Raw genomic sequence first — 13,944 nt, 5'->3', positions numbered from 1 at the left:
TTTAATAGCATAAAAGTACAAATTACCGAATGAACGGCTTCAAGAATTACCAACATTTTTGATAACTTAGCCGCTCTAAATTTAGCTTATGTCTACCGAAGAAAAATCACTGAATTTCATCGAGCAAATCATAGAAGAAGATCTCAAAAACGGTTTATCGCCAAAGGCTTTGCGTTTTCGATTTCCACCAGAACCCAACGGTTATCTGCATTTGGGTCACGCCAGTGCGATTGCTTTGAATTTCGGTTTAGGAATCGATTACAAGGCACCGGTGAATCTCCGTTTTGACGATACTAATCCGGCCAAAGAAGAACAAGAATTTGTAGATGCCATCAAACGCGATGTGCAATGGTTGGGCTATCAATGGGCCGAGGAGCGTTATGCTTCGGATTATTTCCAGCAGTTATACGATTGGACGATTGAGCTCATCAAAAAAGGAAAAGCTTATGTCGACAGCCAGACGTCTGAAGAAATGGCCCAACAAAAAGGAACGCCAACCACACCTGGCGTTGACAGCCCTTATCGCAATCGTTCCGTAGAAGAAAATCTAGACCTTTTCAATCGTATGAAAAATGGCGAATTCGAAGAAGGCACCCACATCTTGCGCGCCAAGATTGATATGAAATCAACCAATATGCTCATGCGTGACCCGATCATGTATCGCATTTTACACAAACACCACCACCGAACAGGCAATGATTGGTGCATCTATCCGATGTATGATTGGGCCCACGGAGAAAGCGATTATCTCGAGCAGATTTCGCACTCTTTCTGTACGTTGGAGTTTTTACCGCATCGCGAATTATACGATTGGTTTCTAGATCAGATTTACGATTCGAAATTGATTCGCCCAAAGCAACGTGAATTTGCTCGTCGGAATTTAAGTCATACCGTAGTGAGTAAAAGAAAGCTGATGCAGTTGGTCAAGGAACAATATGTTAGTGGTTGGGATGATCCGAGAATGTCGACCATTTCAGGGCTTCGACGTCGCGGATATACGCCGGCATCGATTCGGAATTTTGCCAAAACTATCGGTATTGCCAAGCGCGATAATTTGATTGATGTGTCTTTATTGGAGTTTTGTGTACGTGAAGATTTGAACAAAACAGCGCCCAGAGTGATGGCAGTTATTGATCCGGTCAAACTGATTATTACCAACTATCCGGAAGGAAAAGTAGAATGGTTGGAGGCCGAAAACAATCCTGAAGATGAGAATGCCGGGTTCAGAAAAGTGCCGTTTTCGCGCGAGTTGTATATTGAAAGAGAAGATTTTTTGGAAGATGCGCCAGCTAAGTTTTTCCGTTTGAGTATTGGAAAAGAGGTCCGTTTGAAGAATGCTTACATCATCAAAGGCGAAAATGTTGTCAAAGATGCAGTGGGAAACATCACTGAAATCCATGCGACGTATGATACGGATTCTTTAAGTGGAAGTGGTACCGAGGCCAGTATGCGAAAGGTTTCCGGAACTTTGCATTGGGTTTCTGTAAAGCATGCCATTGCAGCGGAAGTGCGTTTGTATGACCGTTTGTTTACCGATGAAGCTCCGGATTCTCATAAGGAGAAAGATTTCTTAGAGTTTGTGAATCCGAATTCCTTGAAAGTGGTTACGGGTTATCTCGAGCCAAGTATGGAAACTGCCAAAGTTGAAGATAAGTTTCAATTCCAACGATTGGGTTATTTCACCGTTGATTCCGATTCTAAAGACGGGAAATTGGTTTTCAATAAAACTGTCGGTCTTAAAGATACTTGGGAAGAAAAAGGTAAGAAAGACGAGAACAGCATCAACAATTCGCTCAAGGAAATCAATAGGTATTTCAAGGCAGAGAATGAACAAGAAAGAGCCAACATCGAGAAAATGATTGGCGAGAGCTTGAACTCGGTTGAGAATTTCAGTTTGTTGCAAAACGCTTTACGCAAAAACATTAACAACAATAAGAGTTCGCTTTTGTTTGCAAACTGGCTCATGAAATATTCTGATACGATTAAGCCAGACAATACCGATGCTGAAACAATGCAAAAGCTTTACGCGATGTCACTCAAAAGCGAATCAGCCATTGTTCGTTGGCAAGCGATTGAAAATTTGAAAAATGACCGTCCGAATCTCGAAGCTTTGCAATCCAACTTGACCGAACTCAAAAATTCAGAAAAGGATGAAAAAGTTTTGTCAGCTTTAGCCTCGATTTGATTTCAAGAATAATTATTGTCAAAAATTATAGCAAGCGTCTTTAATCGGGCGCTTTTCTTATAATTATAATATTCTATAATTTTTTAAAAAAACATAAGAAACAGCTATCGAAAACCAATCTTTTAAATGCGTTCTAAGCGAATTTTTTTAAAAAGAAAACTTACGAGTTATTTAGGTGTAAAAAAGTCGATTCTCTCGCTTTATTTTAAATTTTAGCTTTTTCAACCTGAAAATTGCCTAATAAAATAGTAACTTTAGCCAACAAGAATTTTTAATTTCAATTACCATGGCCAATAAAACCGAAAACACACTTGCAGCACTTTTAATCGGAGCTGCCGTCGGAGCCGTTGCCGGAATTTTGTTCGCTCCCGACAAAGGTTCGAAAACCAGAGCCAAAATCAAAGAAGGTTTTGATGAAGCCAAAGACAAAATCAAAGACCAATTCGAGAATGCTTCAACAGATTTGAAAGAAAAAGCAGCCGATGCGAAAGACAACCTCGAGGAAACGTTCGAAAACTTGGCCTCTAATATGAGCCATAAATCCGAAGAATTGATTAGTTTTCTAGAAACTAAACTGGCCGAGTTAAAGCAACAGAACGCCAAATATCAAAAATAAAATGGCCTTCGAAGAACTCAAAGAAAATACCGAAGACTTGCAACAGCGTGCACAAGCTTTCATTGACAGCAGCGTCGCTTATTACAAATTGTGGGGCTTTAAAGTCGCTATGAAATCGTCTACGTTGGTGCTTAAATTTATCCTGATTTTGTTGGGTTTGAGTATGGTTTTACTTTTCGGATCGTTCGCCGCAGCTTTTGCCATTGGCCAATCTTTAGGAAATTATGCATTGGGTTTTCTCATTGTGGCGGGCATTTATGCGTTGTTCATAGGCTTGTTGTTTTTAATTAAAGACAAAATCGTCGAAGGCCGCATCATGGAGCGTTTTTCTGAAATTTTTTTCAATGATTGATCATGGCTGCTAAAAAATATACTTCCTACGCCGAGATTGATAAAGACTTGGAAATCCTTAAGCTGGAGAAGGAAATCAGTTACCAGAAATTGGTTTTGGAACTCAAAGAGACAAAGGAACAATTCACTCCACGAGGTATTGTTAAACAATTTCTAGGTTCTTACCAATCGATTTTGTCTGAGTCGTTTACTAGTATAATTACAATGGCCATCCCGCATCTTATCGGTTGGCTATTAAAAAGAAAAAAGACCGATTAAGGTCTTTTTTTTTTTGATTAAGATTCGTTTGCATCGGTTTGCGGATTTTCTGGAGCGGGCAACGAAGTCGGCGGATTTTCTGCTCTAGATTTCACCTTTTTATTGGTTCTTTTCATCATTTCCCCAACCTGATTCGAAGCGCTGAACGAAGCCACCATATTGTTAAGCATATCGCTGCCCGCTTGAGGCGAATTGGGCAGAAGTATCAAATTGGAGTTCGCATCGGCACCAATAGATTGCAAAGTATCATAGTGCTGGGTAACGACAATCAGTGCAGAAGCTTCCTGAGAATTGATGCCCACGCTGTTCAAAACCTCCACACTTTCTACCAAACCGCGCGCAATTTCCCGGCGTTGATCGGCAATTCCTTGACCTTGCAATCGTTTACTTTCCGCTTCGGCTTTGGCTTTGGCGACAATACGTATTCTGGAACTTTCTGCTTCGAACTCTGCAGCGGTTTTTTCTCTGTCGGCAGCATTGATTCGGTTCATCGCGTTTTTCACTTGCATATCCGGATCGATGTCGGTCACTAGCGTGTTGATGATGTCGTAGCCGTAGGTCATCATGGCTTCATTGAGTTCGCGTTTGACAGCAATGGCGATATCGTCTTTTCGTTCGAAAACGTCGTCGAGCTTGAGTTTCGGAACTTCGGCGCGAACCACATCAAATACGTAAGCCGTGATTTGGTCGTGCGGATATTCGAGTTTGTAGAAGGCATCGTACACTTTGTCTTGAATGACTTTGAACTGCACCGAGACTTTCATCTTGACAAATACGTTGTCTTTGGTTTTGGTTTCAATAATCACATCGAGTTGTTGGATGCGCAGATTTACCCTTCCGGCAATGCGATCTATCAGAGGAATTTTGAGCTGTAATCCGGAATTGCGTACACTCAGGAATTTTCCGAAACGCTCAATGATAACCGAGGTTTGCTGTTTAACCGTAAAAAAAGAAGACAGAAAAATAAAAAGTGCCAGCAGCAGCAGAATAATAAAGGAAATGTTCATCTTAAAAGGAATTTGGATTGAAATAGAAGTCAAATTACGAAAAAGAAACTACTTTAGCACATCTAATTCTGATATATGAAAAAAATACTAGCCTTAGGATTGCTTTTAGTAGGTGTTCAACTTCATGCACAATACCAATACCGCGACGGGAACCGGATTGGGATTTCTGCTGGAATTACCCAAATGACCTTACTCTCGAGCAACTTCAAAGTGAAACCGGAAATGGGTTTTGCCGGCGGATTGTCGGTTCGTGGGAATTTCTACAATGATTTTAGTATGACTTATGGTATGCAGTTCATTAACAACAGTTTTTCACTAGAGTCTACTAACGCGACCTCATTTAAAAAAGAAGATGTAAAATATACGGTTTCAGGTGTTCAGATTAGATTGCTTTTGAGCTATAACATTGTTGAAGATTATTTCGCGGTAGATTTTGGCCCGGTATTACAAGTCAATGGAAAACTCAAGGTGGATAAAGGCGATAACACGATTTCAGGAACTTTGTTGAAGGCCGAAGATATCGTAGATGTGACCACGGTCAACGGAAACCTCTACTTCGGAATTACCACCGGAAGCAAAACAGTTAAAGCGATTATTTTCTACCAGTACGGTGTGAACAATTTCATGAACAAACTCAATAAAGACGATGAATTGAAAACGCTCAACAACGGCGATCAGTTCAAGGGAAATATTGGCCTCATCGGCGGACAGTTGCTAGTAAGTTTATAAAAAAAGCTCCCAAATTCGGGAGCTTTTTTTAAATCGTATCTATTGCTTTTTGAATTCGTTGAATCGTTTCTTGTTTTCCAATCCAATCAGCGATGTCGAACAAATGCGGTCCTTTAAGCGCTCCAACTAAACTCAGTCGGAAAGGCTGCATCACTTTTCCCATGCCGATTTCGTTTTTTGTCATCCAATCTTTGACAATCGTTTCTACATTTTCTGAGCGGAAATCAGGAATGTTTTCGAGCACAGTAATCAATTCCTGCATCAATTTTTGTGTGTCAGCATTCCAGTTTTTGGCGGCTTTTTCATCGTATGAAATAGGTGCGTGAAAGAAAAATTCGCTCAGTTCCCAGAATTCTGATACAAAATGCGCCCGTTCCTTAATCATGGCCACAAGACTTTGGAGTTTATCTTGAGCAACCGCAATTCCTTTTTCTTTCAGAATGGCGTCATAAGCTTTGGCTAACTCAGTATTGTTTTGTTTTTGAAGGTATTGGTGGTTGAACCATTTGTTTTTCTCCGGGTCGAACTTTGCCCCAGATTTGTGTACGCGGTTCAAATCGAATGCCTCGACCAATTCGATTAACGAAAAAAGTTCTTTGTCGGTGCCGTCATTCCAGCCTAATAAAGCCAGGAAATTGATGACAGCTTCAGGGAAAAACCCTTTTTCGCGGTAACCGGCAGAAACGCCATCTTCAGATTTCCACTCTAAAGGAAACACCGGAAAACCCAATTTATCGCCATCTCGTTTAGATAACTTTCCGTTGCCAACAGGTTTTAAAATCAATGGCAAATGAGCAAATTCAGGCGCTTGCCAGCCAAGAGAACGATAAAGTAAAACATGTAGTGGCATTGAAGGCAGCCATTCTTCGCCACGAATCACGTGCGAGGTTTGCATCAAATGATCATCGACGATATTGGCCAAATGATAGGTCGGCATTCCGTCGCTTTTGAATAATACTTTATCGTCAAGTAAATTGGTCTCGAACTGGATATCGCCGCGAATAATATCATGTAAATGCAAGGTTTCATTAACCGGAGTTTTAAAACGAATCACATAATCCTCGCCGCTGTCGATTCTTTTTTGGGTTTTTTCTTGAGAAAGTACCAACGAAGTATCCAATTTTTCGCGGTTGTGCCAATTGTAGATGAAAGTTTTTCCTTGCTCTTCGTGCTGTTTTCGATGCAAATCTAAAGCTTCGGCTGTATCAAAAGCGTAATAGGCATTTCCGGAAGCAATCAACTGATCGGCGTATTGCTTGTAAAGCGGCTTTCTTTCCGACTGTCGGTATGGGCCAAATTGCTCGTTTTTTCCGACAGTTTCACTCGGTGCGATTCCGAGCCAATCAAGCGCTTCAAAGATATATTGTTCGGCACCGGGCACAAAACGGTTTTGGTCGGTATCTTCAATGCGCAGATAAAATACGCCTTGGTGTTTTTTAGCAAACAAGTAATTAAATAAAGCCGTTCGAACCCCGCCAATATGTAACGGACCGGTCGGACTCGGCGCAAAACGCACGCGAACTGGTTGATTCATGTTCAGTAATTTAGGTTTATCGGCCCATTGTATTTTGGGCTTTTCAGAGCGCAAAGATAGCAAGTTCATAGGTTGTTTGCCGCGATTTTATACTTAGAAATTTCGCCGAAAACATTCGAAATTTTTTAACGTTTTGCAATTCATTTAAAATTGTACTTTTAGCGGTTAGAACAAAAAATCCCACAAGATTGAAATCTTCACAACTGATTTACCAAAAACTAGAGGCTTTTATCCGTAAATACTACACCAATGAACTTATTCGCGGAGTGTTGTTTTTTGTCGGTTTGGGCTTGCTGTATTTGCTTTTTACGCTTTTTGTGGAATATTTTCTGTGGTTGCAGCCTGCCGGAAGAACTTTGCTATTTTGGTTGTTTGTGGGAGTTGAATTGTTTTTGTTGGCCCGATACATTTTCTTCCCGTTGTTCAAACTGTTCAAAATTCAACAAGGTATAGGGTACAATGAAGCTTCTGTAATTATTGGAAATCACTTTTCTGAGGTTAGTGACAAACTCACCAACTTTTTGCAATTAGCCGCTAACGACCAATCTTCTGAATTACTTTTGGCATCTATTGACCAGAAAGCAGCTGCCTTACAGCCAATTCCGTTCACAAGTGCGGTGAATTATAGAGCCAATAAAAAGTACTTACCACTGGCTTTGTTGCCGGTTTTCTTGATTTTATTTTTTTATATTTCAGGCAATAGTAGCGTGATATCGCAAAGTTTTAATCGTGTGGTGAATTTTAAAGAACGCTTTACACCGCCGGCACCATTTGAATTTGTAATCGAAAATCAGCAGTTGCAAACCCAGCAAAACAAAGATTTTACTTTATTAGTGCGTACTAAAGGAAAAGTAGTTCCTGAAAATGTGTTGATTGTGATTGGTGAGGAAAGCTATTTTTTAGAAACAAACTCCAACGGATTGTTCCAGTATAAGTTTTCTAAGCCGGTTTCTGATATTGATTTCCATTTGCAAGCCAATGCCGTGATTTCGGCCGATTATGAATTAAAAGTAGTTACGGTTCCGGCTATTGCTAATTTTGAAATGCGTTTGAATTTTCCGTCTTATCTCAACAAGAAACCGGAGAACATTAAAGGTACCGGCAATGCAATCGTTCCTGAAGGCACTACTGTTTTATGGAACATTAATGCCCAAGCTACGCAAAATATTGAATGGTCTGATTTAAAAGCAACGAGCGTTTTCTCAAGAAATGAGAACAGGTTTTCTCTTTCTAAGTCGATTTTTCAGAACACAGATTACCAGATTCTAACTTCGAATGCCAAAGTTAAGCATTATGAGAAGTTGAATTATCAGATTTCCGTGATTAAAGATCAGTTTCCGACGATCAATGTCAATTCGGCGCCGGATAGCCTAAAAACCGAAAAAGCATATGTTATTGGGCAAGTTTCAGACGATTACGGACTTTCAAAGCTTCAGGTGGTTTACTACGAGAAAGACAAACCTCAAACCGCTAAAAGAGGTATTATTGCAGTAAAGAAAGATACCTACGACCAATTCGTGTTTTCGTTCCCTAGTTTATTACCGGTTGAACAAGGTGTTACTTATGAATACTACTTCGAAGTTTTTGATAACGATGCAATACACCATTTCAAGAGCACCAAGTCGTCTGTTTTCAGCAATCGGATTATTACAGATTCTGAGAAAGAAGACCAGGTTTTACAACAGCAGAACAACAATATCAATGGTTTAGAGAAATCACTCAAGAACCAAGACAAACAAATTTCTGAAATTGAGAAGTTACAGAAATCCGGCAAAGAGAAAGACAATTTAGAATATAAAGACCAGCAAAAAGTCAATGAATTTATTAATCGCCAAAAGAAGCAAGACGCGATGATGAAAGAGTTTGCTGAGAAGATGAAGGAAAATTTAGACCAATTCAAAACCGATAAAAAAGACGAGTTCAAACAGGAATTGCAAAAGCGGTTGGAAAAGGCAGACAAAGATTTAGAAAAGAACAAGAAGTTGCTTGATGAGTTAAAGGAACTCAATGATAAAATCAAGAACGAAGAGCTTATGGATAAGCTTGATAAATTCAAGCAAAACAGCAAGAACCAAACTAAGAATTTAGAGCAACTTGTCGAGTTAACTAAAAAATATTATGTCGAAAAGAAAGCCGAGCAAATAGCGGATAAGCTTGACAAACTCTCGGAGAAACAGGATAAACTCTCCGAAAGCGAGAAAGAAAATACAAGCGAGAAGCAGAATGATATCAATAAAGAGTTCGACAAGATTCAGGAAGAGTTAAAGGATTTGCAGAAAGAGAACAAAGAACTCAAATCGCCGATGGAGATTCCCAATGACCCGGAGAAGGAAAAAAGTATTGATGAAGATTTGAAGAAAGCGTCCGAAGAGCTCCAAAAAGAAAAGAAGGACAAAGCCAAACCCAAGCAAAAGAGCGCATCCAAAAAGATGAAGGAAATGTCAATGAAAATGAAGCAAGGCATGGAAGGCGCAGAAATGGAGCAAATGGAAGAAGATGTAAAAATGCTGCGTCAAATTCTCGATAATTTATTAGCTTTTTCTTTTTCACAAGAAGACGTTATGGACGAGTTCAAAGGATTAAAACGCGGATCACCCTCATTCAACAAGAATCTTAAAATTCAACAGAATTTAAAGCAGCAATTCAAGCACGTTGACGACAGTTTATTTGCGATGTCACTGCGAAATCCAAAAATTGCAGAGAATATTACCCAAGAGATTGGTAATGTTCATTATAACATCGACAAAGCTTTGGAAAGTTTGGCAGAAGCTCAGGTTGCTAAAGGGTTGTCGCATCAGCAGTATACAATTTCTTCGGCCAACAAATTGGCAGATTTCCTGAGCGAACTTTTGAATAACATGCAAATGACACTTTCCGGAATGGGTGCCGGTAAGCCCAAACCAGGTCAAGGACAAGGCATGGGAATGCAATTGCCAGACATTATCAAAAAGCAAGAAGGCCTAGGCGACAAGATGAAGAATGCGATGAAACCCGGCGAAGGAGAAAAATCTGGTGACGGAAAGAAATCTGGCGACGGAAATAAGAAGTCAGAAGGAAATAAACCTGGCGAAGGCGAAAAAGGTAAAACCGGGAAAGAAGGTAAAAGCGGCGGTGGAGAAGGTCAAGGCAAAACAGGCCAAAACGGAGAAGATGGCGAAGGCGACGCTCAAATGATTATGGAAATCTACAAAGAGCAAAGACAATTACGAGACGCGCTCCAAAACGAATTAGAAAAGCAGGGCATGGGTGGTAATGGGCAGAATGCGCTCGATCAGATGAAGCAAATTGAAAAGCAATTGCTCAACAAAGGGTTCAACAATGAGACGCTTCAGAAAGCGCTTAATTTGAAGTACGAACTACTAAAACTACAAAAGGCGATTCAACAACAAGGCGAAGATAAAAAGCGACAATCGGAAACTAACAGTAAAGAGTTTGCCAATAAGGCCAATGCACTGCCGCAAAGTCTTCAGCAATATTTGAACTCGGTAGAAATTTTGAATAGACAAAGCTTACCTTTGCGCTCCAATTTTAACCAAAAGGTTCAAGAATATTTCAAAGCAAATGATTAGTTTTAATTACGAAACCGACTTTAAGATTTCAAAGCCAAGAGTTCACTCCAAATGGCTTTCGGATGTAATAGTTTCGGAGAACAAACGAGAAGGAGAAATCAATTATATCTTTTGTGATGATGCTTATTTGTTGGAAATCAACCAACATTACTTGAATCACGACACATTGACGGATATCATTAGTTTCGACTATTCTGTAGGAAATGAATTACAAGGAGATGTTTATATCTCTATTGAAAGAGTTCGTGAAAATGCAAAAGAGTTCATGGTGTCGTTCGATGAAGAATTAAGGCGTGTATTGGTTCATGGTGTTTTACATTATTGCGGATACAAAGACAAGTCGAAATCTGAAGAGCGAGTGATGCGACAAAAAGAAGAAGAGAAAATGAAAATGTTCCACGTGAAACAAAATAAAAAGTAGCATGTTTCAAGATCGATATGATGTTATTGTAGTTGGAGCTGGTCATGCTGGTTGTGAAGCTGCAGCAGCAGCTGCAAACTTAGGTTGTAAGACCTTGTTGGTCACCATGAATTTGCAGAATATTGCTCAAATGTCTTGTAATCCGGCTATGGGTGGAATTGCAAAAGGACAGATCGTTCGTGAGATAGATGCTTTAGGTGGTTATTCGGGAATTGTATCAGATAATACTGCTATTCAGTTTAAAATGCTGAATAAATCTAAAGGGCCGGCGATGTGGTCCCCACGAGTTCAAAGTGACAGAATGCGATTTTCAGAAGTATGGCGTTTGATGCTCGAACAAACACCCAACCTTGATTTTTATCAAGAAATGGTGAGAGGGCTAATAATAGAAAATGCCCAAGTCAAAGGGATAGTAACATCTTTAGGAATTGAAATAAAAAGCAAAACAGTAGTATTAACTAATGGAACTTTTCTGAATGGTCTTATTCATATTGGAGACAAACAATTTGGTGGAGGTAGGGCAGGAGAAAGTGCGGCCCACGGAATCACGGAAGATTTGGTTAAGGCTGGTTTTGAATCCGGCAGAATGAAGACCGGCACGCCCCCAAGAGTAGACGGACGCTCACTGGATTATTCAAAAATGAACGAAGAAAAAGGCGATGATCAACCTGCTAAATTTTCTTATTCGGACATTACCAAACCCTTGACTCAACAACGCTCTTGCTACATGACTTATACTTCTAATGAAGTGCACAACATCTTGAGGGAGGGTTTCGATAGGTCACCAATGTTTAACGGTAGGATTAAAAGCCTTGGCCCGCGTTATTGTCCTTCAATAGAAGACAAAATCAATCGTTTTGCCGACAAAGAAAGGCACCAGTTGTTTGTAGAACCTGAAGGCTGGAATACTGTAGAAGTTTATGTCAACGGCTTTTCTACGTCGTTGCCGGAAGAGATTCAGTTTAAAGCTCTAAGGTCTGTGGTTGGTTTTGAAAACGTTAAGTTTTTCAGACCGGGATACGCTATTGAATATGATTATTTTCCGCCGACACAACTCAAGCACACTTTAGAAACCAAGCTGGTGGAAGGCTTGTATTTTGCAGGTCAAATTAATGGCACCACCGGATACGAAGAAGCAGCATCACAAGGCTTGATGGCAGGTATTAATGCTGCTTTGAAAGTTAAAGAACAAAATCCGTTTGTATTAAAAAGAGACGAAGCCTATATAGGTGTTTTAATTGACGATTTAATTACTAAAGGAACAGAAGAGCCCTATAGAATGTTTACCTCGAGAGCAGAATTCCGAACGTTGCTCAGACAAGATAACGCCGATTTCAGATTAACTCCGTTGTCCTATAAATTAGGATTGGCTTCCGATGGCAGAATGAAAAGAATGGAGTACAAGTTCAACGAATCTGAGAAAATGGTTCAGTTTTTCAAAGAAACTAGCGTTAGTGTTTCGGATATCAATCCCATTCTTCAAGCCAAGGATACGGCCTTAATCAGTCAATCAGATAAAATGTTCAAGATATTTTCCCGCCCGCAGATCGATATGACAGATATGTTGCAATTAGAACCAGTTCGAGATTATGCCCAATCAAATCAATTGGATAAAGAGATTCTGGAACAAGCGGAAATTCAAGTCAAATATTCAGGATATATAGAGAAGGAACGCAACAATGCTGATAAGTTAACCAGATTAGAAGTAGTGCAAATACCTGAAAATTTCGATTACCAGAAAGTGAAATCAATGTCTATTGAAGCCAAACAAAAACTAAGTAAAATACGTCCGGTTACCATATCTCAGGCTTCAAGAATCAGTGGGGTTTCGCCGAGCGACATATCTGTTTTATTAATCTATATGGGAAGATGATGTTCCACGTGAAACCGATTTGTTCATTCCATGCCAGCAAATGGATTGCATTGATTAGCGTTGTCTTTTTTTTACTTTCTAGTTGCACGGGTTCGAGACAGACTACACAAATCTCCGACTATATTTTGGTGCCAAACGGGCAAAAAATCCTCGGAAATAATGAAAGCCTTACAGCATTTATCTTCGAAAACAACACCCGAAATTTACCTATAGAAAGATTCCTCGCAATAAAATTCCGAACGGAGAATTACTTAAACTCAACTTATCCGGTAAACATTGATAACAATAAGTACCAATTGATTTTATACGATAATGCAGATTTTGAAAAATACTTCAATAGTGCCAATTATTCTGTTATACATTTGCAGCCGCAAGACGATCAAACAGACCAACAACGAAAGTTTATTGCCTGGTCTTTAATCAATAGCAATAATGAAGATTGCTTGCGTGAAGATTCTTTATTTCAAAACGTAGCAGTAAATTACCTAAAAAAACTAAAAGAGGAATATTACAACCAATAATGGATTCTAACCACAAATTATTCATAACAGTTAAAGATCATTCGGTCTCTAAAAGAGATTTTCGATTATATCAAACTGACGACGGCTTGCTTGTCACTAATCCGCAACCACAAGGCCAAGAATTGGCGGCATATTACGAGAGTGACGATTATATTTCCCATACCGATGGCAAACGTTCGCTATTTGAAAGGATTTATCAATCTGTAAAGAAAATCGCACTTCAGAACAAGCTCAGACTGATTACAAAGTTACACTCTTCAAAAGGCGTGTTACTCGATATTGGTGCTGGAACCGGAGATTTTCTCAAAGTAGCCAAAGACAACGAATGGGAAATAATCGGGGTGGAACCGAATACAAAAGCAAGAAGTTTTGCTAACCAAAAAGGTATTATTTTGCAAAATGATACAGCCACACTTGAAAGCCATTGTGCCGATGTAATTACCATGTGGCACGTACTGGAACATGTGCCAGACCTACAATTGCAACTCAGCGAACTCAAACGCCTTTTAAAACCAGAAGGAACAATCGTAATTGCAGTACCCAATTATAAATCCTTCGATGCCGAATATTACCAAAATTATTGGGCGGCTTATGATGTTCCAAGACACTTGTGGCATTTTTCCAAGACTGCTATGCGAACCATTTTTGAAAGGGAAAACTTTCAATTAGTCCAGACTTTGCCGATGCTTTTTGATGCATATTATGTCTCTCTTTTATCCGAGAAATACAAGACCGGAAAGATGAATTTTATTAAAGCTTTCCTAATCGGGTTAAAATCGAACTTAAAAGGACGTCGTACCGGCGAATATTCGTCTCTAATCTATATCTTTAAAAATCAATAAATTAATCTAAATTTGAGCTCTTTTTTGAGTTCAATTAA

At 39.5% G+C, this 13,944-nt stretch carries 12 protein-coding genes; 10 read left to right on the top strand and 2 right to left on the bottom strand.

Annotated elements, in window-relative coordinates; genetic code table 11:
• The first annotated feature begins 88 nt into the window (after positions 1 to 88).
• From G4D82_RS02740 to G4D82_RS02725, 4 genes are all read left to right on the top strand, one after another.
• Positions 89 to 2,185: a glutamine--tRNA ligase/YqeY domain fusion protein gene (locus G4D82_RS02740; protein WP_166334212.1), complete on the top strand. Its 2,097-nt coding sequence runs from the start codon at positions 89 to 91 to the stop codon at positions 2,183 to 2,185.
• 286 nt (positions 2,186 to 2,471) lie between these two features.
• On the top strand, positions 2,472 to 2,801 hold the full coding sequence (locus tag G4D82_RS02735; RefSeq protein WP_166334210.1) for a YtxH domain-containing protein: 330 nt from the start codon (positions 2,472 to 2,474) through the stop codon (positions 2,799 to 2,801).
• A gap of 1 nt (position 2,802) precedes the next feature.
• Positions 2,803 to 3,153 (top strand): competence protein, encoded by a 351-nt coding sequence (locus tag G4D82_RS02730; protein ID WP_166334207.1) that lies wholly within the window; start codon positions 2,803 to 2,805, stop codon positions 3,151 to 3,153.
• Positions 3,154 to 3,155: 2 nt separating this feature from the next.
• On the top strand, positions 3,156 to 3,410 hold the full coding sequence (locus G4D82_RS02725) for a DUF6327 family protein (protein ID WP_166334205.1): 255 nt from the start codon (positions 3,156 to 3,158) through the stop codon (positions 3,408 to 3,410).
• Between the two features lie 17 nt (positions 3,411 to 3,427).
• Here the strand turns inward: G4D82_RS02725 and G4D82_RS02720 are convergent, their stop codons facing one another.
• Positions 3,428 to 4,417 (bottom strand): SPFH domain-containing protein, encoded by a 990-nt coding sequence (locus G4D82_RS02720; RefSeq protein ID WP_235924287.1) that lies wholly within the window; start codon positions 4,415 to 4,417, stop codon positions 3,428 to 3,430.
• Between the two features lie 75 nt (positions 4,418 to 4,492).
• On the opposite strand from G4D82_RS02720, the gene G4D82_RS02715 reads away from it, so the two are divergent.
• Positions 4,493 to 5,146: an outer membrane beta-barrel protein gene (locus G4D82_RS02715; protein ID WP_166334203.1), complete on the top strand. Its 654-nt coding sequence runs from the start codon at positions 4,493 to 4,495 to the stop codon at positions 5,144 to 5,146.
• Positions 5,147 to 5,174: 28 nt separating this feature from the next.
• Here G4D82_RS02715 and gltX read toward each other — a convergent pair whose 3' ends face one another.
• Positions 5,175 to 6,680 (bottom strand): glutamate--tRNA ligase, encoded by a 1,506-nt coding sequence (gene gltX / locus G4D82_RS02710; protein ID WP_166334201.1) that lies wholly within the window; start codon positions 6,678 to 6,680, stop codon positions 5,175 to 5,177.
• A 188-nt stretch (positions 6,681 to 6,868) separates the two neighbouring features.
• Between gltX and G4D82_RS02705 the strand changes: the two genes are divergently transcribed.
• The 5 genes from G4D82_RS02705 to G4D82_RS02685 are packed head-to-tail and all read left to right on the top strand — an operon-like array spanning position 6,869 to position 13,906.
• A complete protein-coding gene (locus tag G4D82_RS02705) occupies positions 6,869 to 10,249 on the top strand; it encodes a DUF4175 family protein (protein WP_166334199.1) in 3,381 nt (1,126 codons plus the stop codon).
• Complete coding sequence (ybeY, locus tag G4D82_RS02700; RefSeq protein ID WP_166334197.1) at positions 10,242 to 10,670, top strand: rRNA maturation RNase YbeY; 429 nt, start codon at positions 10,242 to 10,244, stop codon at positions 10,668 to 10,670. Before G4D82_RS02705 ends, ybeY begins: the two co-directional genes overlap by 8 nt.
• A gap of 1 nt (position 10,671) precedes the next feature.
• Positions 10,672 to 12,543: a tRNA uridine-5-carboxymethylaminomethyl(34) synthesis enzyme MnmG gene (gene mnmG, locus G4D82_RS02695; protein WP_166334195.1), complete on the top strand. Its 1,872-nt coding sequence runs from the start codon at positions 10,672 to 10,674 to the stop codon at positions 12,541 to 12,543.
• Complete coding sequence (locus G4D82_RS02690) at positions 12,540 to 13,064, top strand: hypothetical protein (protein WP_166334193.1); 525 nt, start codon at positions 12,540 to 12,542, stop codon at positions 13,062 to 13,064. The genes mnmG and G4D82_RS02690 overlap by 4 nt, the downstream gene beginning before the upstream one ends.
• Entirely contained in the window at positions 13,064 to 13,906 is an 843-nt protein-coding gene (locus G4D82_RS02685; RefSeq protein ID WP_166334190.1) for a class I SAM-dependent methyltransferase, read from the top strand. The genes G4D82_RS02690 and G4D82_RS02685 overlap by 1 nt, the downstream gene beginning before the upstream one ends.
• Positions 13,907 to 13,944: the final 38 nt, after the last annotated feature.

It is taken from the genome of Flavobacterium lotistagni, assembly GCF_011392125.1.
Classification (GTDB): domain Bacteria; phylum Bacteroidota; class Bacteroidia; order Flavobacteriales; family Flavobacteriaceae; genus Flavobacterium; species Flavobacterium lotistagni.
Note: the sequence above shows the minus strand (reverse complement) of the source record. Positions and strands in the feature narration are given on the sequence as shown.

Coding starts and splice junctions, on each gene's coding strand:
- G4D82_RS02740 (WP_166334212.1), top strand. CDS start 89: ATGTCTACCGAAGAAAAATCACTGAATTTCATCGAGCAAATCATAGAA.
- G4D82_RS02735 (WP_166334210.1), top strand. CDS start 2,472: ATGGCCAATAAAACCGAAAACACACTTGCAGCACTTTTAATCGGAGCT.
- G4D82_RS02730 (WP_166334207.1), top strand. CDS start 2,803: ATGGCCTTCGAAGAACTCAAAGAAAATACCGAAGACTTGCAACAGCGT.
- G4D82_RS02725 (WP_166334205.1), top strand. CDS start 3,156: ATGGCTGCTAAAAAATATACTTCCTACGCCGAGATTGATAAAGACTTG.
- G4D82_RS02720 (WP_235924287.1), bottom strand. CDS start 4,417: ATGAACATTTCCTTTATTATTCTGCTGCTGCTGGCACTTTTTATTTTT.
- G4D82_RS02715 (WP_166334203.1), top strand. CDS start 4,493: ATGAAAAAAATACTAGCCTTAGGATTGCTTTTAGTAGGTGTTCAACTT.
- gltX (WP_166334201.1), bottom strand. CDS start 6,680: ATGAATCAACCAGTTCGCGTGCGTTTTGCGCCGAGTCCGACCGGTCCG.
- ybeY (WP_166334197.1), top strand. CDS start 10,242: ATGATTAGTTTTAATTACGAAACCGACTTTAAGATTTCAAAGCCAAGA.
- mnmG (WP_166334195.1), top strand. CDS start 10,672: ATGTTTCAAGATCGATATGATGTTATTGTAGTTGGAGCTGGTCATGCT.
- G4D82_RS02690 (WP_166334193.1), top strand. CDS start 12,540: ATGATGTTCCACGTGAAACCGATTTGTTCATTCCATGCCAGCAAATGG.
- G4D82_RS02685 (WP_166334190.1), top strand. CDS start 13,064: ATGGATTCTAACCACAAATTATTCATAACAGTTAAAGATCATTCGGTC.